We start from the raw sequence: 24,621 nt of genomic DNA on the forward strand, positions 1-24,621 counted from the left end.
CTAAAATGCTTAATGTAAAGATAGAATAACCCGTCTTGAGACATTTTTTGAGAATTCACTGTCAAATTCCAAATTCTATCCGACTATCAAACTATGCTCCTTGGCTTCTTATGCTCTTCTACGTATCTTTGTTGTTCGAATTAACCCACAAAATTTCTTAAAAATAATGATAATAAAAACTAAATGCCTCTAAATACTCAAAATATAGTCATTTTGGCCATAGAGTCCTCTTGTGATGAAACTTCGGCTGCGGTTATTTACAACGGCAAAATGTTGTCTAACATTGTGGCTTCCCAAATCATTCATGAGCAACATGGTGGAGTAGTGCCCGAATTGGCTTCGAGGGCTCATCAACAAGACATTGTTAGGGTAGTAAATGCCGCAATTGTGGAGGCTAAAATTCAAAAAAACGAGCTTTCGGCCATTGCCTTTACCCGTGGACCTGGTCTTTTAGGTTCACTACTGGTTGGGACTTCTTTCGCCAAGGCATTCGCTTTAGGATTAGACATTCCACTGATTGAAATCAACCACATGCAAGCTCATGTATTGGCACATTTCATAGATGAACCTAAGCCTAATTTTCCATTTCTATGCTTGACAGTTAGTGGAGGACATACGCAGATAGTGCTGGTAAAGAGCCCTTTGGATATGGAAGTATTGGGCGAAACTGCTGATGACGCTGTTGGAGAAGCCTTTGACAAAGCAGCGAAGATGTTGGGTTTGGGATATCCCGGGGGACCCAAAATTGACCAGCACGCCACTTTGGGTAATCCAGCAGCATTTGAATTTCCTATTTCTGAGATGCCTGGGTATAGTTTTTCTTTCAGTGGAGTGAAAACTTCCTTGCTGTATTTTATTCAGAAACACGGGCAAGAATTTGTAACTGAAAGATTGAATGACATTTGTGCCTCCTATCAACAGACATTAATCACTACTTTGGTACGCAAAATCAGAAAAGCCGCCAAAGAATTGAAAATAAAAGAATTAGCAATAGCCGGAGGTGTTTCTGCCAATAAAGGTCTAAGAAAGGCTCTTCAAATAGAAGCAGAAAAGCAAAGGTGGTCTTTGTATATTCCTGATTTTCAGTATTGTACTGACAATGCAGGTATGATAGCAATGGCGGCACATTTTAAATATATAGAGAAGGAATTTTCGCATCAGCAAGTGAGTCCTATGCCAAGGTTTCAGATTTGACTTTTCATTTTCTGTAATTTTTTGGTAATTAATTGTTAACTGGTGCGTTCAATCATTTAAAATATTAATTTTGGGTTCTAAAATCAATCTTGCCTTTAAAATATGAATCTTCCAATTCTCAAAAATTTGGCCCCCGGCAAATTCAGTTTTCTCTTAAAATTATTCTATAGATTTTTTTATTTGGGACTGGCGGGATTCCTTTTTTTTATAATTGCTCTTAATTTTAACCTATTCTGGCTTTTTGGTAAAATGCCATCGGTTGACGACTTGGACAACCCGAAAAGCGACGTGGCTTCAGAGATTATCTCTTCCGACAATAAGATTTTAGGGAAGTTTTTTTTATATGAAAATCGTAGCAATATGACTTTTGAGGAAATTCCTGAAAGTTTTATCAATGCACTTATTGCTACTGAAGACGTGAGATTTACCAAGCATTCTGGTATTGATGCAAGAAGTATGTTGAGAGTTTTTGGAGGCTTAATTACTTTCAATAAAAAGGGTGGTGGTAGTACGATTTCTCAACAGCTCGCCAAAAATCTTTTTAAACTTAGGCAGGATGAATCCTATGAAGGATTTCTTTATAATATACCAGTTTTGAGAACTTTAACTATTAAAGCCAAAGAATGGGTGACAGCCATAAAACTCGAACGCATATATACCAAGAGTGAGATAATGACCATGTATCTCAACACCATAGAATTTAGTAGCAATGCTTACGGTTTAAAGTCAGCTTCTAAAACCTATTTTAAAAAACTCCCCAAGGATTTGGAACCAGAAGAGTCAGCACTTTTGGTGGGCATGATTCAAAATCCATCGAAATATAACCCTAAGTTTTTTCCTAAAAATTCGAAATCAAGAAGAGATGTAGTAATATCTCAAATGGTTAAGTTTAATAAACTTACACCTGAAGAGGGCGAATCCATGACTGAAATGCCTATAATCCTCAATTATGCTCCAGAAAGTCATAATTATGGGGTTGCTCAATACTTTAGAGAATATTTGAAAGACATTGTGAAAAAGGATCTCAAGAAACTGGGTTACGAAGAATCAGATTTGTATACCAAAGGCTTTAAGATTTACACCACCATAGACTCGCGTATGCAAAATTACGCAGAGGAGGCTATGAAAACCCACATGAAGGATCAACAGACAAAGTTTAATAATGTCTATAAATACAAAAATCCTTGGGTGCAGCGGAAAAGTGAGAATTCTTCTCAATATGTAGAAATTCCAAACTTTATTGAGAATAATGCAAAAAGAACGGATGTTTATAGAATGTTAAAGGAAACTTATGGCAATGATGATAAGGCGATTTTGGCACGAATGAGAGAGAAAGTACCCATGAGAATCTTTACTTGGAATGGCGAGCGAGATACGGTAATGTCTCACATTGACTCTATAAAACATTATAAGCGATTTCTTAACATAGGCCTATTGGCCATGGATCCTCGTAACGGTAATATCAAAGCTTGGGTAGGCGGAATAAATTTTAAGCATTTTAAATTTGATAACGTTTATCAAAGTCGTAGACAACCTGGCTCTACTTTCAAACCATTTGTGTACGTTACTGCTATCGATAACGGCTTCTCAACCTGTGAAAAAGTGGTCGATGAACCCATCACTTTTGGGTCTGAAGATGGGCTTTCTAGGTCATATACGCCAAAAAACTCCGATGGAAAATATTCTTATGCTTCGCTTACTTTGAGACAAGCTTTGGGGCAATCCATAAATTCAGTAAGTGCCAGATTAATCAAAGAATTTAAACCCTCCAAAGTTATAGAATATGCCCATCAATTGGGAATAAAAAGCGAATTGCCCAATTCACCTTCACTTTGTTTAGGGGTAGGCGAGGTTTCTTTGTTCGAACTTTTGGCTGGTTATGCCGTATTTGCTAATCAAGGTAAATACACTGAACCCATGGTTTTGGTAAGGATTGAAGATAAAAATGGACAAGTAGTAAAAGAATATCTTCCTGATCAAAAAGAGGTATTGAGTAAAGAAACAGCCTATAAAATGATACATTTGATGCGTGGAGCTACTGCTGGCGGAGGAACTGCTGTAGGATTGGGCCGGTTTGGCGTGCTAGACGGCAACGAAGTGGCGGCAAAAACTGGTACAACTTCTAACTTCTCTGATGGTTGGTTTATGGGTATGACCCAAGATCTGATCGGTGGAGTGTGGGTTGGGGGCGAGGACAGAGCCATCCACTTTCAAAGTATTGAACTAGGACAAGGAGCACGCATAGCCATGCCAGCTTGGGGATTATTCATGCAAAAGGTATATGCTGATAAAGATTTAGAGTACAAGAAAACCAAATTTTTGGTACCAGAAGGTATTCGGATAGCAGGAGATTGTGTACTCAGTCCAAATGAAGGGTTTCCAGTGCCACAAGGTGACTTAAGTACGCAGCCAGCCTTAAAACCCGCCGATGATGATGAGTTGCTTTAATGAGGGAAAAGTTTTAAATGTCTGTGCATATATTCTCTGAATTTGCTGCTCATTTTCCTTAGTTAAATTATTGAAAGTCAAATTTTTGCATAATTGTTTTTAGAAATACTATGTCCATATTTGTAACAAAAGTTGCTTTCATTTTTTTATATTTGGGATCACTTCAAATTCAAAGAGGATCATACAAAACCCTCCAAGGCCAAGCCCAAGGAAGTACATACAGAATTGTGTATGAAGACAAAAAAGGAATAGATTTCTCTAAATCTGTAGATAGCTTATTTTCCTTGGTTGACCAGAGTATGTCCTTATGGAACAATACTTCTTTAATATCTAAAATAAATGATAATCATCCTTATGGAGTGGTCGACGAACATTTTGAGAAGGTATTTCGAGCCACTGAAGTAGTATCAAAAAAAACCAAAGGTTATTTTGATGTCACTGTTGGTCCACTTGTAAAAGCTTGGGGATTTGGCAAAGAAAAAACTAGGCGTGTTCCCAATATGGAGTCTTTGGACAGTTTAAAGCGACTTGTCAACTATAAAAACATAAGATTAAATAAAGGAAAAGTAATAAAAAAATACCCTGAATGTCAGCTAGATTTCAACGCCATAGCACAAGGTTATACGGTAGATATAATCTCACAGTTTTTGATAAATAATGGTGTTTTGAATTTTTTAGTAGAAGTTGGAGGCGAAGTGAGAGCAAGCGGGATAAATGCGAAATTAGAAACTTGGAAAGTAGGAATAGAAAATCCAAAAAATGAAAATAATCTCCAGGCAATAGTTTCGCTTGGTAATAAATCTTTGGCTACATCAGGGAGTTATCGTAAATTCTTTATTCAAAATGGGCAAAAATACGCTCATGCTATAGATCCTCATCTGGGCAAACCAGTTGCTCACAATGTGTTAAGCATGACAGTTTTAGCCAATACTTGTGCAGAAGCAGACGCATTTGCAACAGCGTTTTTAGTCATGGGTTTAGAAAAAGCAAAGCGTATTGCTAAAAAGGAGAAAATTGATTTTTTCGCTTTATTCGAACAAGATAACGAAATAAACACATTCGTAACAGAAGGAATGAAAAGCGTAATTATAGAAAATAATTAAAAAGAGTTTCAGTAAATGACTGAAACTCTTTCAAAACATTAAATATCACAAATCTCGACGCATCTTTTTAATGAAGCCAGCATTCCGTCTTTATCTTTTGGCGTAGGCACAAACTCCTGACCAAGGTATCCTTTATATCCTGAATCAATGATGGCTTTTATTACTGCGGGATAATAGATTTCTTGGGTATTGTCAATCTCTTTTCTGCCAGGCATGCCACCTGTGTGATAGTGACTGATGTATTTACCATATCTTCTTACATTACGAATATGATCTCCATGCATACTTTGCATGTGGAATATGTCATATAACATCTTAAAACTTTCAGAATTGACCATTTCACACAGTGCAGCTCCCCATTCTATCGTATCGCACATGTAATCTGGGTGGCTGTCTTTTGAACTTAAAAGCTCCATGGACAATATCACGCCGTTTTTCTCACAAACTGGAATCAGTTTTCTGATGATTTTGGCACAATTCATCATCCCTGTCAAATCGGTCATGCCATTTCTGTTCCCTGAAAAACAGATTAGATTTTTTATGCCATTAGCCGCTGCTTGAGGGATGAGTTCTTCATACAGTTTTATCAGTTCTTCGTGATTTTTCGGGTTGTTAAAAAAGTTATTCAATCCCATGCCTTTAGGCCATTCGCCCCAACCTATGGCACATGTCAATCCATATTGCTTCAGAATTGGCCATTCTTTCGGACCAGTAAGTTCAATGGAAGCCATACCAATGTCCTTTACTCCTTGGCAAAGCTCTTCAAACGGAATGGAACCATAGCACCATCTGCAAACTGAATGCTTGATGTTGCTTTTAAGCGGTAAATTTCTGGCTGAACTTGCAGCATTTACTGCTGAAATTCCGGTAAACGATATTGCAGACGCTGTTCCAAGCGACATCAACATTTTCCTTCTTGAGGTTTTATTTTTCATTTTAAGATTGATTGAATAGGTTGCTTACATTTCGAATTATAGATAAAATTCGATTTTCGAAATTTATCTAGATGTTCATTCTGACAGGCATTCTGTTTTTTTTCTAAAAATAAGCTTCTTTGTGTCTTTCTACAAATTAAATAAATAATTTATCTATGATTTATGTCATTTTTAATTTATTTTTGAAATAGAACCTTTGTGAAGGAATACTAAAATAATAATTGATATGGACGCTAAAACACTTGAAAACCTTGTTGAAACCAACAAAATGTATCAGCTAGTAACTGAGAGGCTAGAGGTTGTGGATCCCGCTGCTCAGGATATTTATGCAAGGTTCAATATGGAATCTGAATTGATGGAGCTTATCTTAGAATTGTATCACAATAACGAAGAGGATTTTCAATATCAGAACCTCAATAAATTTTCGATAGAACAAGTTTTATCTTATTTACAGGCATCTCATAAGTTTTATTTGTCTAAGAAATTGCCCGAAATTGAGCAAACAATGATGCATATTTTTAATAAATATGGTCATACGCATTCAATATTGACAAGTCTGACATCTTTTTTTAACAATTATAAAAATCGATTGATTGAACATATTAGAATGGAAGAGAAAACTTTCTTCCCCTATATTAAGAGTTTGATTTCTGCTTCAAAAGGAGATATGTCAGCCCAAGAAGTTGAACTTTTGTTAAGTAATTGTTCTATAGCCTCTTTTGACGAAAATCATGACCCCATAGAAGATGACCTAAAGTCTGTATCTTCTATTATTCATAGTTATTCTGCCAATGAAGAAACTCCGCTGCCTTATCGTGTATTTTTGAATCAAGTGGAGTTGTTTGAAATGGAACTTCGTAAACACGCCATCATTGAAGACCACGTTTTGGTACCAATGGCCCGTGAAATAGAGTCAAAGTTGAGACAAGTTTAAATATTTCTTAAGAATAGTTTTTGATTAGTTAGAAAGAAGGGTTTTTGAATTTCAAGAATCCTTCATCTTTAATTTCAGTTCACATGCACTTTTACCAATTCGTTTGCCATTTTTTAAGCCTTCCTCATTAGACATCCGGTAGTGAATGCCTCCATAAAGTCTAGATAGTGCGGCTTCTTGGGCAAATTCAAAGAAAGAATCAAATGAGCGTGGTTTTAAACCTCGAGCTTCGTGAGAATAGTCGGTGAAGTGATAGTTGTAACCAAACATGTCTGACAACACTGCCGCAATGGCTCCTGAAACCGTACCATGACCTGAAGTGTATTCTGGAAACGGTGGATTATCCAGCAGTGATTTCCAATTTGGGTCTATTGTAGTTTGAATAAAACTTGTGGGACGCAGGATATTGTATTTGAATTTACACTTCCAGCAAGAAACAAAAGCGTCGTTAACGGCTATTCCTATTCTACAAAGCGTTTCAGCGGTTTTTTCTAAATCAAAGTTTTCCTTTTTTATCAATTGTAAAGCGATTGAAATGCCATGACCTGGCGGTGTAAAGGTCTTTCCGGCATCGTCCGCCCAGAAAAAAGCAATTTCTTTTTGTTCTTCAGTAATGTTTTTACCTACACTATAAACCTCAAGAGCTTGCGAAAACATTAAAGATGAGTTGCCAATTTCACATTTTGGAGGTATAGGCAAATCAAAATCTGCATTGCCTTTGATAAAAGTTCGATTGTTTCCCCAGTAAGGTTGTAAAGCTATTTGATTTCCTATTGGAGTCCACATACATGATCCTGGAGAACCTTTAAAGTCTTTTGGGAAATTATTTTTTTCGGCATGGTGGCCGCCATCGGTTTTGGAGTATTTATAAATGGCTTCGGCAATTTCTTCGCCAAATTTTACAGATAACTTGAATGTTTTTTCATTTACGCCTTTTTGGAGTTTAATATTAATAGCATCTCTAAGCTCAATTATTTTGGACGTGTTTTCCTTGTGATTGGTAGCATAAAGTTCTCTAGTGATTATATATTGAGCGTTATTCGCCACAATTTCCCAATCATAGTTTTGACCTTTTAAAGGCAATGGCAATTTGTCTAATTCTTGAAGTTCGCCTGCCAGAGATTTGTAATTGGGCATGCCATGTACCAGAGACTCATAGAGTGTCAATCCTGAATAACCCAGGGCTCTTGAAACAACAGGAGGAGTAAATCCGGGAGTTTTAGGAATTAACTGCAATTGAAGTTCAAACCATTTTGTCGCAACTTCGTGGCTAAGTTGCGGTACTTTATTTTGACAAAATCCGTTTTGGAAGTTGACCAAAAGCACTAAAAGGCTCAATATTTTAATGATATTTTTTTTCAAAACCTCCTAAAGATTTGCTAAGTAGTAAAATTACAAAAAGAAATCTACTGTTTTTTAAACTTTAAATTCAAAATATTCTGAGCTATTATTTTACCGTTGTCGTAACCGTTGGTGCAAGAAAATTCATATTGATTTCCACCATAAAGGCTTGATTTTGAAGTTTCTTCTCCATATTTAGTAAAAGTTTCATATTTTCTATTTGGCCATAGGCTTTCATAAGTGTTGTCTTCAAAAGCATAGTTGACACCTAAAATGCTTTCGAGAAGCGTTACGATTGCACCTGCGGCGGTGCTGTGTCCAGATGCATATTCTGGAAATGGAGGATTACTTAATAATGGATTCCAGTTTTTATCAATGGTTTGGTTGATGTAAGTGCTGGGTCTCATTAAATAATAATTGTATTTGCCTTTCCAACAGCTTATAAAGGCATCATTCAGAGCCAAGCCCACTTTTACATAAGCCAAAGCGACCTCGTCGAGCTTAGATTTTTTCTTTTGGAAAATTATTCTAACTACATTGAAATGATGTCCAGGTGCTGTAACAGTGCCTGTGCCATCTGCAAAGAAGTTTGAAATGGCTTTTTGATCGGAAGTTAGGTTTTTTGAAGTATCATAAACCTTTTTGGCTTCTGAAAAAAATGATGTATTTTTTTCAAAAGAAAAAGGAATTGGACTTTTAAGTTTATCCACTTCATTTGCCTTTACCAGCGGACGGTTATTTCCCCATTCGGGCAAAAGGGGAATCAATTGAGTGCCCGTAGGTTTCCAATATCCAATCCCATTTGGGACAACATAGTTTTTAGGAAAATTAGTTAAATGTCCGCTTGATCCACCGTCTGATTTGGAGAACTCAAAAATTGATGTAGCCAACAAAGCACCATATCTTACTGACCTATCAATAACTTCGTCGGTTGAACCTGTCTTATGTTTGTTTTCGTAAACGACTCTTACGGAGTCTAATTTAAGTTTGTTTTTATCGCTTGTGGTGATGAACAGTTGCGTAAGCAAAGTATATTGGGCAACACTTGCTACCAATCCCCAGTTATAGATTTTTGTGGTGTCTATAAGCGGCAACATGGCCAAGCCATTGATTTGACCTTTAAGCGAATTGTGTCCCGGCATGCCTGCAACCACGCTTTCATAAAGTGCCAATGAGCTATATCCCAGTGATCTAGCTGCAACAGGAGGAGTAAATCCAGGAGTTGATTTTATTAAATCCAAATGGATTTTTAACCAATCCGAAGCCAACTCTCCATCAAAGGTGGAAGCCGCCGGCGAGGGGTTAGAAATTACTGGGTCTACTTTATCAGCACCTTTTTTGCAAGAAATAAATAAGGAAAATGCAAACAGTAAACTTATGATAATTTTTGTGTCCATTCAATAAGTTTTTAATACTGTTTTCTTCAAAAATCTTGCCAAATGTGTCTTTTTTGTTTTTAAATTTATTGTTAGTCGGGATAAATGCGAATAAGTAATTTGTATTATATTATTTTTTCAACATTATTGTTGATTTTTTCATTATTAAATTTTACCTTAGAAATCTAAAAAACCTAAACATCATGCCTACTTCAGTAAAAACTATTTTAAACAACAAAAAAATCAAGTCTATACTTTCGATTTTGCCGTCAGCTACTGTTTTTGAAGCTTTGGAGGTAATGAGTACCCATAATATAGGAGCCTTGTTGGTTATGGAAAATGATAAACTCGTAGGGATTTTTTCTGAAAGAGATTATGCTAGGAAGGGCATCGTTCAAGGAAGAAGTGCCAAAACTACTACCATTTCCGAGGTTATGACGCCTAACGTTTATACGGTGGAATCCAAAATGACTTCAAAAGACTGTATGGAGATTATGAATGCAAGGAAATTTAGGCACCTGCCAGTGGTTGACGATGGCCAAGTAAGTGGAGTTTTGAGTGTTGGAGATATCGTGGGAGCCATTCTTGATGAACAGAAAGAACACATCAAATACCTAGAGAGTTATATTGTTAATGGTTAACATTCGAAAAATAATTGCAATAAAAAAAAGCACTTGATTTATTTTCAAGTGCTTTTTTATGAATATTAGGCGTTCTTATTTTTCAGTTGTAATCTCTTTTGGAGGAAAAAGTAGAGATGCTCCAATACTTATACCCAAAATCATAACTATCACAATCAAAGAATGTAAGTTCGTGAAGCCCATGCCTTCTAACCAACTGTGGGCTAGCATTTTTAAACCAATGAAAGTTAAGAGTACGCCCAAACCATACTTCAAATAGGCAAACATATCTATGATATTTACCAAGAAAAAGAACATCGAACGTAAACCCATTATAGCGAATACATTGGAGAAAAACACGATGTAGGGATCCTTGGTGATACTAAAAATGGCTGGAATTGAGTCCACAGCAAAAATGACATCAGTGAATGCAATTACCACGATTACCACGAATAAAGGAGTAATAAACAGTTTGTTAGCTTTATACTTATGTCTGAAGAAGAATCTGTCTGAAACGAATTTTTCATAAACATTAAAAAACCTAGAAGTTACTTTTACTGCAGGGTGATTTTTGGTGTCTATGTTTTCTTCCTCATCTTTTGAGAACAAAATTTTAATTCCTGTGTAAACTAAAAACGCTCCAAAAATATAAAGAATCCATTCGAACTGTTGAATTAATGCCGCTCCAAGAAATATAAACACGAATCTAAGTACTATGGAACCTAAAATACCCCAAACCAATACATCTTTGTAGTTTTTCTTTCTTACTCCAAAAGAGTTGAAAATAAGTATGAAAACAAAGATATTATCCACTGATAATGAGTATTCTACTAAATATCCGGTAATGTATTCTAAAGCCATATTGTTTTGGAAAATCTTAAGATTTTCAGTATGGTCAGAACCCAATTTGAGGGTTTTGTAGTAAAGCTGCTGAACAGTCTCTAAGTGACTCGCATCGCTGATATCGTGAATAAAATAGCCGTAGTTGCGGAGGAAAAAGTAAAAACCCACTGATAGTCCCACCCAAATGGCACTCCAAAATGCTGCTTCTTTGAATTTTACGATGCCCGCTTTTTTTGGATTAAATGCTCCAAGGTCGAGGAGCATCACAAAAATGACGAACAAGGCAAATGCACTGAAAAATATAATTTCGTTAGACATATTTAAAAATTAGTAAAAACTGAATTAATTCGCAATTTGCACAAAAAAAACGTAAAAATGGCTTATTGTGGAGGATAAATACTGTTAACCCCTTCTATACAACAGAACCTAGCTCTTCTGCAATTAGTTTTATTATGCCTCTTTTTTTGCCAATGGTGTTCATTATTATTTCCAAATCCTCTTCAGAGGATTCGTCTATTTCATTAATTAAGCTTTCTATTTCTTTTTGTATTTTCTCTTTTCTTATTCTTAAAACCATTTTGTAAGAAAACTCATTTAACATCTCTTCATACTTCGGAATAAATATTTCGAATGTATTCCATTTATCACTCAGCTCATGTTTGGGACTCATCCAACTCACTGCTATGTCTTGAATCTGTGGATTGGGATTCGAAGAGAACATTTGGGTGGTAGGGTTGCTTCCATTCAGGTATTCAGTTTTGTAAAGTTGGTATATTTCATGAAAAATCGGCGTCTCTATTTTTAAATCATTGGTTTCGTGAAAAAGATAGTCGGCCAGCGTGTGATTTTGTCCAGTTTCCTCATCTTTTTCAATCACAAAATGCCCATAAAGCACCAAGTCTTTTACCAAAGATTCTTCCTGGACATTAAACTTTTTCAGAGAATCAATAATCTCCAATTCTTGATTTCTAACTGGTGGAGCTGGGCTTATTATGCCTCCATCGCTTTTTTCAAGTCTTTTGTTTTCCCCAATTTTGGTTTTTATGTACTTGTTTCCCTCATTTATCAAGATATTTTCATCAATCTGTAACATTTTGGCTACTTCCTGATAAAACACAGATCTTTTTATTGGATTCGGAATTTTGGTAATCGAAGTAACCAAATCCGCAATCAATTCAGCTTTTTTGATTGGGTCGTTGCCCACATCTGCCAAAGAGAGTTCTGTTTTGAAGTTGATAAAGTTTTTTTGGTGGTTTTTTACATATTCTGAAAACGCCGCACCACCCACTTTTCTGATATAACTGTCGGGGTCGTCTCCATCAGGAAATACCACAGACTTTACGTTCATATCTTCTTCCAAAATGATGTCGATACCTCGTAATGATGCTTTTATACCAGCCGCATCACCATCATATAGCACCGTAATATTTTCGCTAAATCTTCTGATTAGCCGCACTTGCTCAGGTGTTAGCGAAGTTCCCGACGAAGCCACCACGTTTTCTATTCCTGCTTGGTGAAGCGAAACTACATCCGTATAACCTTCCACCAAATAGCAATTGTCCGCTTGTCTTATAGCATTTTTAGCTTGATAAATGCCGTAAACAATCTGGCTTTTATGGTAAATTTCAGTTTCAGGTGAGTTAATATATTTAGGTGCTTTCGGATCAGTTTTGAGAATTCTAGCTCCAAAAGCAATTGGTTTACCAGCTACGTTGTGTATTGGAAATATTACTCGACCGCGAAACCTGTCTATTTTGACATCGCCTTCTTTTATACTTATTAATCCCGCTTTTTCAAGAATATCACTACTAAAACCGGCTTTTTCTGCCTTTTTGAAAAATTCATTACGAGAATCTAAAGCGTATCCCAGATTGAATTTTTCAATAGCATTCTTTGAAAAACCCCTTTCTATAAAATACGATTGCCCCACACTTTGGCCTTCCTCAGTTTTGGCCATGGTTTCGGCAAAATAGTTTTGGGCATACTCCAACACTATAAAAAGACTCTCTTTTTCGTTTTGATGGATGAGGTCTTGGTCAGTAAATTCCCGCTCTTTTACCTCAATATTGTATTTTTTTGCCAACCAACGTAAGGCATCAGGGTAGGAGAGGCCCTCCAAGTCCATTACAAATCTCAGAGCATCTCCGCCTTTGCCACAGCCAAAGCACTTGTAGATACCTTTGGAAGGTGAGACGTTAAAAGATGGGGTTTTTTCGTTGTGAAATGGACAACAAGCAATCATGCTAGCCCCTCTTTTTTTGAGGCTTACAAATTCGCCCACTACTTCCACAATGTCGGCGGCTTGGATGATTTGCTGAACAGTATCCTGAGGTATCATACTGTAAAATTATCTTTATTTTTCTTTCCAAAAAACTTTAAACCTAGATTAAACATATTATTTGGTAAGAAAAGACTGAACAAGTGAAACCCAATTTAAACCATAAACTGACCAAAGGCATTTTTTATATTTTGGTTTTTGTCAACTTTTGCAAAAAAAATAGCCCTTTTGGTTAAAATTAATTGTAATCAAATAGATCCTTAAATTCTTTATTATACTAAATATTTCAATCTTATGAATTTCAAAATGGTTTTGGTTGCGAATAGAGTAGCTCTTTTTGTCGTATATTTTTGGTTTGGTTTATTAAAAGTCATTGGTCTTTCTCCTGCCACTGGCTTGGTAACGGACTTGGCTCATGCGACTTTGCCATTTGTTGAGGCCGATAAATTTATTGTTCTATTTGGTATTTTTGAATGTTTGGTTGGGCTTATGTGGCTTTGGCCAAAATTAGCCAGAATGGCTTTTTGGTTTACGATCTTTCATTTAATTACCACTTTTTTGCCAACTATCTTTCTTCCAGATGCAGCGTGGAGTCAGTTTTTTACTCCAAGTTTGGTTGGGCAGTACATTATCAAAAATCTAGTAATATTAGCTTCAATATTTACATTGTATTTTGCTTCGGATCAATCGCATTTTAATTCAAGGATTTGATTTATAATTAATTGCATGATTTTGGTCTTGTATTGTGTTAAAAAACTTTTCCACAATACGCTTACTTATCTACATATTCAAATGCTGTCAGTGTAGTTTTTTTAAAATTAACTATCTTTGCACTTCTTTAACAGCAGACAAAATATGGGGAAAATAATCTCGATAGTAAATCAGAAGGGTGGCGTTGGTAAAACTACCACGGCCATCAATCTTTCGGCGAGTTTGGCGGTATTAGATTATAAAGTTTTGATTGTAGATACAGATCCGCAAGCCAACGCAGGCTCAGGAATAGGTATTGACAGTAAAGACCAAAAAAATAATATTTATTCAGCCTTGGTGGGTCATTCCAAAATCAAAGACTGTATAATCGAAACTCAGATTCCCAATTTACATTTAATTTCGAGCCATATAGATTTGGCAGGTTTTGAGTTAGAAATTGTCAATCAAGTGGCCCGAGAGTATATTTTGAAAGAAATAATTCAAGATATAAAAGAAGACTACGATTTTATCTTGATTGATTGCTCACCTTCGCTTGGTCTTATGGTAATCAATTCTATTGTGGCTTCTGACTCGGTGTTGATACCCGTTCAATGTGAATATTTTGCTCTGGAAGGTATTGCCAAACTTCAAAACACGATAGATATTATCAAAAAAAGGTTGAATCCAAGTTTGGTAATGGAAGGCTATGTGTTGACGATGTACGACGGCCGTACCAATTTGTCGAAGATGGTGGTGGACGATGTAAGGAAATATTTTGATAAGGTGTGTTTTGAAACCATCGTACCTCGAAATGTTAAACTTGCTGAAGCTCCAAGTTATGGTGTACCTGCTTTGTTAATGTTTTCGGGCGACAAAGACGGTGAGTTTGATATTAAGTTTTTGGAGAATAAGGGAGCTATTAGCTACATAGATTTGGCCAAGGAATTGTTGAAACGTAATAATTTACCAGAGATAAAAGTAGTTGATGGAACAAAATAGGAATAAAGGCTTAAACTCTCTGCTGTCAGATTCTGACTTAGTGGTTCAGCGAAAAGTGGCGGCATTTAGAGGAGTTAGCGAGGTAGAAATAGATAAATTAGAGGTTGGTTCACAGCAGCCAAGAAGCCATTTTGATTCAAAATCAATTGAAGAATTGGCCGATTCTATCCGTGTTCATGGACTTATTCAACCCATCACAGTTCGTGAAAAAGAAGGAGGTAAGTTTGAAATCATTTCTGGAGAAAGGAGGTTCAGGGCAGCTAAATTGGCTGGACTTGAAAAAATGCCTGCATTCATAAGAGACGTGGACGACCATCGATCCATTGAAATGGCTTTGATTGAGAATATTCAAAGAGAAAATCTAAATCCAATTGAAATAGCCTTGTCTTACCAAAGAATGGTTACCGAATGTCAGGTAAGTCAGGAAGAATTGGGTAAAAGGGTAGGAAAAAGCCGGTCTGCTGTTACCAACTATTTGAGATTGCTCAATCTCCCAACTGAGGTACAATCGGGACTTATATTAGGTGTAGTTTCTATGGGACAGGCTAGGCCATTGATTCCGATTCAAGACACCAATTTGCAAATAGATATTTATCAAAGAATATTAGAAAGCGACCTAAGTGCCAGAGAAATAGAGGCTTTAGTTAAAAAAGGCAATGCTTTTGAGGCAGGAGCAAATGAGCTCGATTTGCATAAAGAAGACATGCGAATTGAAGAAATAACACTTAAAGGAAAAACTTTGGTTCCTATAAAAATTCAAATTCAGGATATGAACAAAGGCAACATTGCAATCAAGTTTTCAAATGCTGAGGAATTGGCAGATATATTAGTAAAGTTGGAGGTGGGTTGATTTTGGTTTTCTGAATAGCTCGATTTTTTTCTTCGTAATTTTTTCAGTATTTCGCTTTCTCTGGGCTAAAGTTAACTAGCTCACTTGTTCGTTATTGAACAAACATTTACCTCCATTTTTTTGACAAATATTCCAACAATTTTCACTATATTTGTGGGTTAATATTCTACAATAAAAGCAATACAAAAACAGTTCTGAGTATTCGGAATTTATACTATTTGAAATAAAGTTTATGGCAGAAAAAGATTTAGAGAATAGGGCAGATTACTCCGCCAACAATATACAAGTTTTAGAAGGTTTAGAAGCAGTAAGAAAGAGGCCAGCCATGTACATTGGCGATATCGGTTTCAAAGGTCTCCACCATTTAATCTGGGAAGTAGTAGATAACTCTATCGACGAAGCAATGGCAGGTTACTGTAACACCATTGACACCATAATCAATATTGACAACTCAGTTACAGTAAAAGATAACGGAAGAGGTATTCCTACAGGATGGCATGATAAAGAGCAAAAATCTGCTCTTGAGGTTGTTATGACAGTGCTTCACGCTGGTGGAAAATTCGACAAAGACACTTACAAAGTTTCTGGAGGTTTGCACGGTGTGGGTGTGTCATGTGTTAATGCTCTTTCTACAGATCTTAGAGTAGAGGTACATAGAGAAGGTAAACTTTACGAGCAAGAATACAAGATAGGTAAGCCACAGTATCCTGTTAGAGAAATTGGAACTACAGATTTGAGAGGTACTGTAGTTACGTTCAAACCAGATGATACTATTTTTCAGGTTACTGAATACAAATATGAAACGGTCGCTAATCGACTCAGAGAGCTTTCTTTCTTGAATAAGGGAATTACACTTACTTTGACTGATATGCGTGATTTGGACGAAAATAACGCACCAAAACACGAAGTATTTCATTCAGAGGGTGGTCTTATAGAATTTGTAGAATACTTAGACCAAAGCCGTGAGCGTTTGATACCTGCTCCTATGTGGATGGAAGGTGAAAGAGACGGAGTCCCTGTGGAGGTTTCGATGATTTATAATTCGTCTTACACAGAAAATGTGTCGTCGTTTGTAAACAACATCAACACGCCCGAGGGTGGTACCCACGTTTCTGGTTTCAGAATGGCTCTTACACGTACTTTAAAAGCATACGCTGACAAATCGGGTATTTTGGTAAAAGAAAAAATCGAGATTTCGGGTGATGACTTTAGAGAAGGTCTTACCGCAGTAATTTCTGTGAAAGTTCAAGAGCCGCAGTTTGAAGGACAAACCAAGTCTAAATTAGGAAACTCAGAAGTGACAGCGGCAGTAAGTAACTGTGTTCAGTCCATGTTGGAGAACTATTTGGAGGAAAATCCGAAGGATGCTAGAACTATAGTTGATAAAGTAGTACTCGCTGCCAAAGCACGTATAGCTGCTAAAAAAGCCCGTGAAATGGTTCAGCGTAAAAATGTTTTGATAGGCTCAGGCTTACCAGGAAAGCTAGCTGACTGTGCTGAATCTGATCCAGCTCTTTGCGAAGTTTACTTGGTGGAGGGAGACTCAGCTGGTGGTTCTGCCAAACAAGGTAGAGATCGTAGTGTTCAGGCTATTTTGCCATTGAGAGGTAAAATATTGAACGTAGAAAAAGCCCAAGAATATAGAATTTACGAAAACGATGAGATTAAAAATATCTTTACGGCTTTGGGCGTACAGATGGGTAAAGATGGCGACGATAGGGCATTGAATTTAGATAAATTGCGTTATCACAAAATCATCATCATGACCGATGCTGATATTGACGGTAGCCATATTCGTACCCTTATTTTGACATTCTTTTATCGTTTTATGAAAGAAATCATCGAAAAAGGATACTTGTATATCGCTCAACCACCTTTGTATTTGATCAAAAAAGGAAAAGAAGAGGAATATTGTTGGACTGAAGAACAAAGGCAAGCTGCTGTGAAGCGTTTGGCTGGTTCAGGAAAAGAAGACAGTGTTGGTCAGCAAAGATATAAAGGTCTTGGAGAAATGAACCCAGAGCAATTGTGGACAACTACCATGAACCCTCAATTTAGAACACTTAAACAAGTTACGATTGAGTCAGCCACTGAAGCCGACTTGTTGTTCTCGATGCTGATGGGTGACGAAGTGCCACCTCGTAGAGATTTTATTGAGCGTAATGCAAAATATGCCAATGTAGATGCATAATTTAAAGTGTATAAATATAAGTGGCGAGCTGTTAGCAGTTCGCCATTTTTTTTGCCCGATTTCTGATTTGTTTATTTCAGTATACATGTAAATATTGCTAAGTGGATTAATTTACACAAAAACTATAATTGTATTTTTTAAATAATAAATAGGTGTTTTTTTTTATAAATAAGCCCTTTTATTATATTTGTAAAACACTTAATCATTCATTAATAACAACCTTAAAAACCAAATCAGATATGTCTGTTAAAGAAAATGATTTTACTTGGGTAAGTAAGTACCCTAGTGGTATATCAGCAGAACTTAATCCCGACGCCTACCCATCTCTTGTAGAGCTTATGGAGGAGGGCTTCAAAAAGTTTAGTGCTCATCCAGCCTATACTTTTATGGACAAAACCCTGACCTATGCTCAGGTAGATAAAATGTCAAGAGATTTTGCAGCTTATTTGCAGGGTTTAGGCCTCCAAAAAGGTGACAAGATAGCCATTCAAATGCCCAATTGTTCGCAATATCCAATTGCTCTTTATGGTTCTTTGAGGGCAGGTTTGGTGGTGGTAAATACCAATCCGCTTTATACGCCAAGAGAAATGAAACATCAATTTACCGACTCTGGAGCAAAGGCTATTGTGATGGTGGCCAATTTCGCATTTAATCTTGAAAAAGTCATAGAGGAGACACAAATTAAGCATGTGATAATTACAGAGTTAGGCGATTTGTTAGGTTTTCCAAAAAAACAAATCGTAAATTTTGTGGTGAAAAGCGTTAAAAAAATGGTGCCGGAATACTCGATTTCAGGTATTGTGAAGTTTGGAGCTGCTCTTTCAATGGGAGAATCTGCCAGCTACACTAGGCCAAGTTTAGCCGGAAGTGATACCGCATTTATTCAATACACAGGTGGAACCACAGGTGTTTCTAAAGGTGCAGTTTTGAGTCACCGCAATATGGTGGCCAATACCGAAGGAATTTCCGCTTGGTTTGGTCCTATGATGGATTTTACTGGCCCTCGAACCATACTTGGAGCTTTGCCATTTTATCATATTTTTGCATTAACTGTTAATGCTTTCTCTACTTTTAAGTTGGGCTTTCACAATTTGATGATTCCTAATCCAAGAGATCAAAAAGCATTGTTGAAAGACCTTAAAAAACATAAATTATTTGTTTTTCCAGGCTTAAATACGCTTTTTAATTCACTATTGAACAATCCTGAGTTTTTGGCCTTGGATTTTTCAAACTTAAAAATTACCATTTCTGGGGGCATGGCTCTGCAAAAAACAGTGGCTGAGGCTTGGGAAAAAGCAACTGGTTGCAGAGTAACAGAAGGTTATGGACTTTCAGAAACTGCTCCTGTACTTTCCTGTAATCCGGTGGATGGCACGCAACAAATTGGTACTATTGGTTTGCCATTTCCTTCTACAGAAATGAGAATCTTGAAAGAAGATGGTAGCTGGGGAGAAGTAGGCGAAGTAGGTGAGATTTGTGCATTTGGACCTCAAGTAATGTCTGGATATTATTTAAGAGCAGAAGAAACCGCGAATGTTTTTATTAATGATGAAAAAGGAAGGCAGTTCTTTAAAACGGGGGATATTGGTTTAATGCAGTCAGACGGTTTCTTTAAAATTGTGGATAGAAAAAAGGATATGATTTTGGTGTCAGGATTTAATGTTTTTCCAAATGAAATAGAAGAAGTAGTTTCGCAGTGTCCTGGTGTATTGGAAGTAGCTTGTATAGGTGTTCCAGATGACAAATCGAGTGAGGCAGTTAAGATATTTGTGGTAAAAAAAGACCAAAGTCTAACAGAAGAAGCTGTGAGGGATTTTTGTAAAGAAAACCTGACTGGCTATAAATGTCCAAAACACATTGAGTTTAGAGCAGATTTGCCGAAAACCAATGTAGGTAAAATATTACGTAGGGAGCTTAGAGATACTAAATAGAACCTAAAAAATATTTATGGTGTTTTAAAAACAGGCCGAGAGCCTGTTTTTTTTATGAAATTAATTAATAAGATTTTCGGAGGATTTCTGATTTTAATAGTAAAGATTTACCAGCTTGGCATCTCGCCTTATTTTCCTGATTCCTGCCGCTACCAACCCACTTGTTCTCAATACATGATAGACAGTATTAAAGAATGGGGGATTTTTAAAGGTACATGGTTGGGTATGAAAAGAATAGCCAAATGTAACCCTTGGGGTGGCCATGGTTGGGATCCTGTAAAAAGAAAACACGAACATTGATTAAGTTCGGGGGTTTTTGGACAAGAATAAGAAGAGTACTAAACCACTGATCAGCGTAATGCCGCAAACCATCGACTGAAAAAAATTCGGTTTGATTACCCACATGGCTCCTACAAACTGAACTAAAAGAATGATATTCAGAAAGTTAGCTATGGCGGTTCTTGGAAGTTTGGAAACAACAAAAGACCCAAGTGGGGCAAATATAACAACAAACGGAATACATGCTATCCACATTTCGAATGCCTCAGGCTGAAAATCGTTTACTACGCCAGCATGAATAAAAAAGCCCAGAATGGTTTCAATACTCATGATGATAATGGAGGAAGGAACTGCCACTTTTTCGTTTATTCCATAATAGATGGTCATTAAACAGAAGGTGAAAATATTGATGCCCGTTCCAAAAATGGATGAGATTACGCCGCCTATTAATCCAAAAACCAGTAATCTAGACATATCGGATTTCTGGAAATTTTCTATCAAATCATGCACCACCCTCGTAGGCTTAGAATTTTCACGCCAGAGAACAATGCCAAAACTTAGCCACAGGGATACAAAAAATAACTTGGCCATCGGAGGTGAAATTAGCGGAACAACATAATAAGTACCAAGAATAAGACCGGCGATGCCACCAATGGTTACATATTTTATGTAGTTCCAATCTACTTTGAGTCTTAAACCAAGTATGAGAAGTGAAGCCGCAGTCATTCCGATGCTCTGTATTGCAAATGCAAAGTTTCTGGCACCCGCGGGTTGAATGTCCAGCAATAGCGTAAATACTGGATAGGCCACAGCAGCACTACCTTCGGGGCTGGAGCCTGCAATAAATGAACCGAATATCATGGTTATTACTGCCCAAAGATGTTTCTCAATATAATAGTATAAATCATTCTGAGTTACATAAATCAGCCACGATGTAATAACTAAGAGAAAAAAAGCAATGTATAATTTAGGTAGTTTTTTCAAATACTTTAGGTCTATAGATATTTTTGGACTTCCAAATATAAATGGGAATACAGAATTTTGGAAATATATATCGGAAATATATTATTTTCGTAAAATTTATAAATTAAAACGACCGATTTCTAGAAACTCAAACAATTCTTTATGGCAAAATCAAATGATTTAATAGAAAATGTTGCAGACCAAGTTTCGGATATGACTAAACGTTTGACAGAAGTGACCTCACACATGTCAAGTATGGTTGAAAATTACGATTTTCTGTTGCAAAATCAAACACAAGTAGCTGATAATCATGACTTAGTAGTTGCAAATCAAAATACCATAATTCAGAATTTAGGAATAATTATTCACAACCAAACGGCCATAATTCATAACCAGTCTAAAATCGTTAAAAATCAGGCTTATCTCAAAACTTTTCTTTTTGCACAAGTTGAAATTCTTACCTTGTTAACCCAGAAGCCGAAGGAGGAGATTTCTAAAGAAATAAATACCTACTTCGAAAATGCCCAAATTGAGATTTCTAAGGGCTTTGAAAATCCCATTGGTGAATGAAATTCTATTTCTGAATAAGTGTTATTTTTTCTTGCAGCAAAATAATCTGACTTTTAAGAAGTTCTATTTCTGAGAGTTTGCTTGCTTTTAGTTGTTCTTGTAATCGCATTTGTAAAGTCAAAGATTCTGCCTTTTGTTTTTGCAATCTCAACTCCAACATCAATTCATTTTTTTGTTTTTCCAAAACCTCGGCATATTCTTTTGCCTCTAGAATTTGTTTAGGATGCGATTCTTTGTTTGCAAGGATTAGTTCGTTTTTCTCATTTTTTTCCAATATCTCGGAAAATTCTAAAATATCGATACTTGTTTTAAAATAGTCGGCAATCTTTCTGCATACAATCAGCGATGGGGAGAACTTCTCGTTTTCATAGTCTGAAATGGCACTTTTACTCACATTTATTGCATCTGCGAGGTCTTCCAGTGTGATTTTGTGATATTTACGCAAGTTTTTTAAATTCTCTGCAAAGTAACTTTTTATCATTCTGTAAATTTTCTTTATTCCAAAATATTGGATTTTATTTTTTACCTTTTTAATATTGTGCAAGCTAATTCATGTAAAAATACTCGTTTTTGTGTATTTGATTACAGAATTCTGGAAATTTATAAAACCTATTAATTTATGAAGTTGAAATTTTACCTCGTTTTAGTTGGTAGTTTTTTGGGTGTTCAAATAACTAAGGCACAAATGCCACACGATGCCATTTATATGCCCAAAAGCACAGCTTGTTTGGCTGTGAGCTATGGTAGCAGCAGTTGGAAAGAGTATTGGGAAAATACGCTCAAAAGAGAAAATCTAAACATTGGAACACATACTACACAAAGCGTTATGCCGATGATTGCCGCAGGAATTACGGATAAACTGAATGTTATCGTGGGTTTACCTTATGTTTCTACAAAGGCGAGTGCGGGAAATTTGATGGGTCAAAAAGGTCTCCAAGATCTTTCTCTGTGGGTCAAATATAAGATGTTCGATGATGGCGGTTTGTCCCTGCATGCCATAGGAGGTGCTTCTACTCCAGTTTCGGACTATGTTCCTGACTTTTTGCCAATGTCTATAGGTTTGAAAAGCAAAACCGCCACAGGAAGATTGTTGGCCAATTATCAACACAAGTCTGGACTGTACCTTACCGCTCACGGAAGTTATTCAGGTCGCTCAAAAATAAAAGTTGACAGAGATGCATATTTGGCGAATGGCAAGATGTATAATACAGATGAGGTAGCCCTACCCAACACAACTGACGCAGCTATTAGGATTGGCTATTTGAAAAAGGCGATTCAAGCGGAAGCATTTATTGAAAGAAATGCTTGTGTTAGCGGTGACAATATCAGAAGGAATGATATGCCATTTCCAACCAACAATATGAGAATGACTATCGTTGGAGCTTATGTCAAATTTCAGCCCAAAAATATTGGTTTGAATGCCCGAGTAAATTACGTTACGAATGGACTTAATGTTGGTCAGTCATTTGGCTACAGTGTCGGTTTATTGTTTCAGATTAACAATCTCAAGTTTTAATTTTTTAAAGAATATTCAAAAATGAAAAATATTTTAAAATCTATAGTAGGATGTATAGCTTTTTGCATAGCTTTTTCCTCATGCGACAAAACTGTGGACGAGCCCATAACAGATGCTTATATTCCAGCCTCGTTAGACTTAGGTGCGGGTTCTTGGAAAACGTATATTTTATCTTCACCTACAGAGGTGCCAATAGCTGAACCAAAAACTGCTTCCTCTGCGGAATATTTGGCCGAAATTGCTGCATTGAAGACAACAATTTCCACGATTACACCTGAGAACAAAAAAGCCATTAAATATTGGGGTGCTGGAGCCACTTACAGGTGGAATGAAATAGCACGAGAATTGTCGGCAAAGTATAATCAACCTCCAGCATCAAACTCAGAGGGTAAATATCCAGTGCCAGACGCAGCCAATCCACTTGCTGATCCTCGTTTTCCTTTTGCTAATCCGCCTTACGTTTCTCGTGCTTTGGCTTATTTGAGTGTGGCTCAATACGACGCTTTGGTAAGTGCATGGAATTATAAAACAAAGTATAATAGAAAAGCTCCTTCAAAAAATGATGCTGCGGTTTCTGTTCTTTTGCCAGTTTCGGATTTGCCATCATATCCTTCAGAAGACGCCGTTGTAGCGGCAGCTTCTTATACTATTCTTGTGGCCATGTTTCCAGGAGAAGTTCCTTATCTAGATGGTAAACTTGCCGAGGCAAAAAATACTAGATTATGGGCTGGAATGAACGTACCGAGCGATATTTCTGCTGGTGATGCTCTTGGAAAAGCGGTTGGGGCCAAAGTTATGGCTAAAGCCAAAACGGATGGTATGGCTGCATCTAACAATCAGGCTTTAACAGCTGGAATGATAGAAAACGCTAAGAAATTGGGTATAAAAACCCCATGGGCAAGTCAAGAAACGCCAGCAAGACCACCTATGTTGCCTAATTTTGGATCGGTTTCCACTTGGAATTTTGACAAAGCCGCAATGATTAAAATCAGACCATCAATACCATATTTAGAAGATACTAAGGAATTTCAAGATGATATAGCCGAACTCAATAAAATCAATAAAAACCAAACCCGAGAACAATCTAGAATTGCTAATTTTTGGGCTGACGGTCCTGGTAGTTACACGCCTCCTGGTCATTGGCATAGAACTGCTGCCAATGCAGCCTTTGATGCTAAATTCAGCGAAGTTAGAATGGCAAGAACTTTGGCTTTGGTTGGTACCGCTCTTATGGATGCTGGAATAGCTTGTTGGGATACAAAATATTACTATTATACCCCTCGCCCCCAACAGTTTGGATTAAAAACCTCTGTAGGTTTACCTAATTTCCCTTCTTATACATCAGGCCATTCTACTTTTTCTTCGGCAGCCGCTACGGTTTTAGGTTCAATATTTCCCTCAAAGTCAGCTGAGTTTGATGCTCAAGCTTTAGAAGCTTCAAATTCGAGGGTTTTTGGACTGATTCACTACAGGATAGATTGTGAGATGGGATTAGCCCATGGTAAAAAAATCGGGGACTTTGCCATTGCCAGAGGTAAAGCAGATGGGTCAGGGCTTTAA

General features: G+C 36.8%; 21 protein-coding genes. 14 read left to right on the forward strand and 7 right to left on the reverse strand.

What is annotated here, in order from left to right; all coding sequences use genetic code 11:
* Nucleotides 1–183 precede the first annotated feature (183 nt).
* The 3 genes from tsaD to EGI24_RS05145 all read left to right on the forward strand — a co-directional run bounded on the left by tsaD (nucleotide 184) and on the right by EGI24_RS05145 (nucleotide 4,745).
* The gene (tsaD, locus tag EGI24_RS05135) at nucleotides 184–1,194 is read left to right on the forward strand and encodes a tRNA (adenosine(37)-N6)-threonylcarbamoyltransferase complex transferase subunit TsaD (protein ID WP_255047283.1); all 1,011 of its coding nucleotides are present in this window, start codon (nucleotides 184–186) and stop codon (nucleotides 1,192–1,194) included.
* 249 nt (nucleotides 1,195–1,443) lie between these two features.
* Nucleotides 1,444–3,642: a transglycosylase domain-containing protein gene (locus tag EGI24_RS05140; protein ID WP_255047284.1), complete on the forward strand. Its 2,199-nt coding sequence runs from the start codon at nucleotides 1,444–1,446 to the stop codon at nucleotides 3,640–3,642.
* Between the two features lie 110 nt (nucleotides 3,643–3,752).
* Nucleotides 3,753–4,745 (forward strand): FAD:protein FMN transferase, encoded by a 993-nt coding sequence (locus EGI24_RS05145; RefSeq protein WP_255047285.1) that lies wholly within the window; start codon nucleotides 3,753–3,755, stop codon nucleotides 4,743–4,745.
* Between the two features lie 38 nt (nucleotides 4,746–4,783).
* Here EGI24_RS05145 and EGI24_RS05150 read toward each other — a convergent pair whose 3' ends face one another.
* On the reverse strand, nucleotides 4,784–5,680 hold the full coding sequence (locus EGI24_RS05150) for a hydroxypyruvate isomerase family protein (RefSeq protein ID WP_255047286.1): 897 nt from the start codon (nucleotides 5,678–5,680) through the stop codon (nucleotides 4,784–4,786).
* A 226-nt stretch (nucleotides 5,681–5,906) separates the two neighbouring features.
* Between EGI24_RS05150 and EGI24_RS05155 the strand changes: the two genes are divergently transcribed.
* A complete protein-coding gene (locus EGI24_RS05155; protein ID WP_255047287.1) occupies nucleotides 5,907–6,614 on the forward strand; it encodes a hemerythrin in 708 nt (235 codons plus the stop codon).
* A 51-nt stretch (nucleotides 6,615–6,665) separates the two neighbouring features.
* Here EGI24_RS05155 and EGI24_RS05160 read toward each other — a convergent pair whose 3' ends face one another.
* Together EGI24_RS05160 and EGI24_RS05165 are read right to left on the reverse strand one after the other, a co-directional pair.
* Nucleotides 6,666–7,976 carry a vanadium-dependent haloperoxidase gene (locus tag EGI24_RS05160; protein WP_255047288.1) on the reverse strand — a complete coding sequence of 437 codons (1,311 nt, stop codon included), beginning with the start codon at nucleotides 7,974–7,976 and terminating at the stop codon, nucleotides 6,666–6,668.
* A gap of 44 nt (nucleotides 7,977–8,020) precedes the next feature.
* Nucleotides 8,021–9,352 carry a vanadium-dependent haloperoxidase gene (locus EGI24_RS05165; protein WP_255047289.1) on the reverse strand — a complete coding sequence of 444 codons (1,332 nt, stop codon included), beginning with the start codon at nucleotides 9,350–9,352 and terminating at the stop codon, nucleotides 8,021–8,023.
* Between the two features lie 182 nt (nucleotides 9,353–9,534).
* On the opposite strand from EGI24_RS05165, the gene EGI24_RS05170 reads away from it, so the two are divergent.
* Nucleotides 9,535–9,972, forward strand: coding sequence for a CBS domain-containing protein (locus EGI24_RS05170; RefSeq protein WP_255047290.1), 438 nt, complete (start codon nucleotides 9,535–9,537; stop codon nucleotides 9,970–9,972).
* Between the two features lie 75 nt (nucleotides 9,973–10,047).
* On the opposite strand, the gene EGI24_RS05175 is transcribed toward EGI24_RS05170, so the two are convergent.
* Both EGI24_RS05175 and dnaG read right to left on the reverse strand, forming a co-directional pair.
* Nucleotides 10,048–11,112: a TerC/Alx family metal homeostasis membrane protein gene (locus EGI24_RS05175; protein WP_255047291.1), complete on the reverse strand. Its 1,065-nt coding sequence runs from the start codon at nucleotides 11,110–11,112 to the stop codon at nucleotides 10,048–10,050.
* A gap of 94 nt (nucleotides 11,113–11,206) precedes the next feature.
* Nucleotides 11,207–13,132: a DNA primase gene (gene dnaG / locus EGI24_RS05180; protein ID WP_255047292.1), complete on the reverse strand. Its 1,926-nt coding sequence runs from the start codon at nucleotides 13,130–13,132 to the stop codon at nucleotides 11,207–11,209.
* 234 nt (nucleotides 13,133–13,366) lie between these two features.
* Between dnaG and EGI24_RS05185 the strand changes: the two genes are divergently transcribed.
* The 6 genes from EGI24_RS05185 to yidD all read left to right on the forward strand — a co-directional run bounded on the left by EGI24_RS05185 (nucleotide 13,367) and on the right by yidD (nucleotide 20,033).
* Entirely contained in the window at nucleotides 13,367–13,783 is a 417-nt protein-coding gene (locus EGI24_RS05185) for a hypothetical protein (RefSeq protein ID WP_255047293.1), read from the forward strand.
* 144 nt (nucleotides 13,784–13,927) lie between these two features.
* Nucleotides 13,928–14,761 carry a ParA family protein gene (locus EGI24_RS05190; protein ID WP_255047294.1) on the forward strand — a complete coding sequence of 278 codons (834 nt, stop codon included), beginning with the start codon at nucleotides 13,928–13,930 and terminating at the stop codon, nucleotides 14,759–14,761.
* Nucleotides 14,748–15,611 carry a ParB/RepB/Spo0J family partition protein gene (locus EGI24_RS05195; protein WP_255047295.1) on the forward strand — a complete coding sequence of 288 codons (864 nt, stop codon included), beginning with the start codon at nucleotides 14,748–14,750 and terminating at the stop codon, nucleotides 15,609–15,611. Before EGI24_RS05190 ends, EGI24_RS05195 begins: the two co-directional genes overlap by 14 nt.
* Nucleotides 15,612–15,843: 232 nt before the next feature.
* Nucleotides 15,844–17,802 carry a DNA topoisomerase (ATP-hydrolyzing) subunit B gene (gyrB, locus tag EGI24_RS05200; RefSeq protein WP_255047296.1) on the forward strand — a complete coding sequence of 653 codons (1,959 nt, stop codon included), beginning with the start codon at nucleotides 15,844–15,846 and terminating at the stop codon, nucleotides 17,800–17,802.
* A gap of 239 nt (nucleotides 17,803–18,041) precedes the next feature.
* Nucleotides 18,042–19,733 (forward strand): AMP-binding protein, encoded by a 1,692-nt coding sequence (locus EGI24_RS05205; protein WP_255047297.1) that lies wholly within the window; start codon nucleotides 18,042–18,044, stop codon nucleotides 19,731–19,733.
* Nucleotides 19,734–19,787: 54 nt separating this feature from the next.
* Nucleotides 19,788–20,033 (forward strand): membrane protein insertion efficiency factor YidD, encoded by a 246-nt coding sequence (yidD, locus tag EGI24_RS05210; RefSeq protein WP_255047298.1) that lies wholly within the window; start codon nucleotides 19,788–19,790, stop codon nucleotides 20,031–20,033.
* Here the strand turns inward: yidD and EGI24_RS05215 are convergent, their stop codons facing one another.
* On the reverse strand, nucleotides 20,034–20,996 hold the full coding sequence (locus tag EGI24_RS05215; protein ID WP_255047299.1) for a sulfite exporter TauE/SafE family protein: 963 nt from the start codon (nucleotides 20,994–20,996) through the stop codon (nucleotides 20,034–20,036).
* A gap of 141 nt (nucleotides 20,997–21,137) precedes the next feature.
* On the opposite strand from EGI24_RS05215, the gene EGI24_RS05220 reads away from it, so the two are divergent.
* Nucleotides 21,138–21,545, forward strand: coding sequence for a hypothetical protein (locus tag EGI24_RS05220; RefSeq protein ID WP_255047300.1), 408 nt, complete (start codon nucleotides 21,138–21,140; stop codon nucleotides 21,543–21,545).
* Nucleotides 21,546–21,549: 4 nt separating this feature from the next.
* Here EGI24_RS05220 and EGI24_RS05225 read toward each other — a convergent pair whose 3' ends face one another.
* Entirely contained in the window at nucleotides 21,550–22,026 is a 477-nt protein-coding gene (locus EGI24_RS05225; RefSeq protein ID WP_255047301.1) for a helix-turn-helix transcriptional regulator, read from the reverse strand.
* A gap of 138 nt (nucleotides 22,027–22,164) precedes the next feature.
* Here EGI24_RS05225 and EGI24_RS05230 point away from each other — a divergent pair, with 138 nt between their 5' ends.
* Nucleotides 22,165–23,061 (forward strand): transporter, encoded by an 897-nt coding sequence (locus EGI24_RS05230; RefSeq protein WP_255047302.1) that lies wholly within the window; start codon nucleotides 22,165–22,167, stop codon nucleotides 23,059–23,061.
* Nucleotides 23,062–23,082: 21 nt separating this feature from the next.
* Nucleotides 23,083–24,621, forward strand: coding sequence for a phosphatase PAP2 family protein (locus tag EGI24_RS05235; RefSeq protein ID WP_255047303.1), 1,539 nt, complete (start codon nucleotides 23,083–23,085; stop codon nucleotides 24,619–24,621).

This window comes from Lacihabitans sp. CS3-21, from assembly GCF_024343675.1.
In the GTDB taxonomy this organism is placed as follows: domain Bacteria; phylum Bacteroidota; class Bacteroidia; order Cytophagales; family Spirosomataceae; genus Leadbetterella.

Excerpts from the sequence above, each read along its gene's own strand:
- tsaD (WP_255047283.1), top strand. The coding sequence starts at position 184 with ATGCCTCTAAATACTCAAAATATAGTCATTTTGGCCATAGAGTCCTCT.
- EGI24_RS05140 (WP_255047284.1), top strand. The coding sequence starts at position 1,444 with ATGCCATCGGTTGACGACTTGGACAACCCGAAAAGCGACGTGGCTTCA.
- EGI24_RS05145 (WP_255047285.1), top strand. The coding sequence starts at position 3,753 with ATGTCCATATTTGTAACAAAAGTTGCTTTCATTTTTTTATATTTGGGA.
- EGI24_RS05150 (WP_255047286.1), bottom strand. The coding sequence starts at position 5,680 with ATGAAAAATAAAACCTCAAGAAGGAAAATGTTGATGTCGCTTGGAACA.
- EGI24_RS05155 (WP_255047287.1), top strand. The coding sequence starts at position 5,907 with ATGGACGCTAAAACACTTGAAAACCTTGTTGAAACCAACAAAATGTAT.
- EGI24_RS05165 (WP_255047289.1), bottom strand. The coding sequence starts at position 9,352 with ATGGACACAAAAATTATCATAAGTTTACTGTTTGCATTTTCCTTATTT.
- EGI24_RS05170 (WP_255047290.1), top strand. The coding sequence starts at position 9,535 with ATGCCTACTTCAGTAAAAACTATTTTAAACAACAAAAAAATCAAGTCT.
- EGI24_RS05175 (WP_255047291.1), bottom strand. The coding sequence starts at position 11,112 with ATGTCTAACGAAATTATATTTTTCAGTGCATTTGCCTTGTTCGTCATT.
- dnaG (WP_255047292.1), bottom strand. The coding sequence starts at position 13,132 with ATGATACCTCAGGATACTGTTCAGCAAATCATCCAAGCCGCCGACATT.
- EGI24_RS05185 (WP_255047293.1), top strand. The coding sequence starts at position 13,367 with ATGAATTTCAAAATGGTTTTGGTTGCGAATAGAGTAGCTCTTTTTGTC.
- EGI24_RS05190 (WP_255047294.1), top strand. The coding sequence starts at position 13,928 with ATGGGGAAAATAATCTCGATAGTAAATCAGAAGGGTGGCGTTGGTAAA.
- EGI24_RS05195 (WP_255047295.1), top strand. The coding sequence starts at position 14,748 with ATGGAACAAAATAGGAATAAAGGCTTAAACTCTCTGCTGTCAGATTCT.
- gyrB (WP_255047296.1), top strand. The coding sequence starts at position 15,844 with ATGGCAGAAAAAGATTTAGAGAATAGGGCAGATTACTCCGCCAACAAT.
- EGI24_RS05205 (WP_255047297.1), top strand. The coding sequence starts at position 18,042 with ATGTCTGTTAAAGAAAATGATTTTACTTGGGTAAGTAAGTACCCTAGT.
- yidD (WP_255047298.1), top strand. The coding sequence starts at position 19,788 with ATGAAATTAATTAATAAGATTTTCGGAGGATTTCTGATTTTAATAGTA.
- EGI24_RS05220 (WP_255047300.1), top strand. The coding sequence starts at position 21,138 with ATGGCAAAATCAAATGATTTAATAGAAAATGTTGCAGACCAAGTTTCG.
- EGI24_RS05225 (WP_255047301.1), bottom strand. The coding sequence starts at position 22,026 with ATGATAAAAAGTTACTTTGCAGAGAATTTAAAAAACTTGCGTAAATAT.
- EGI24_RS05230 (WP_255047302.1), top strand. The coding sequence starts at position 22,165 with ATGAAGTTGAAATTTTACCTCGTTTTAGTTGGTAGTTTTTTGGGTGTT.
- EGI24_RS05235 (WP_255047303.1), top strand. The coding sequence starts at position 23,083 with ATGAAAAATATTTTAAAATCTATAGTAGGATGTATAGCTTTTTGCATA.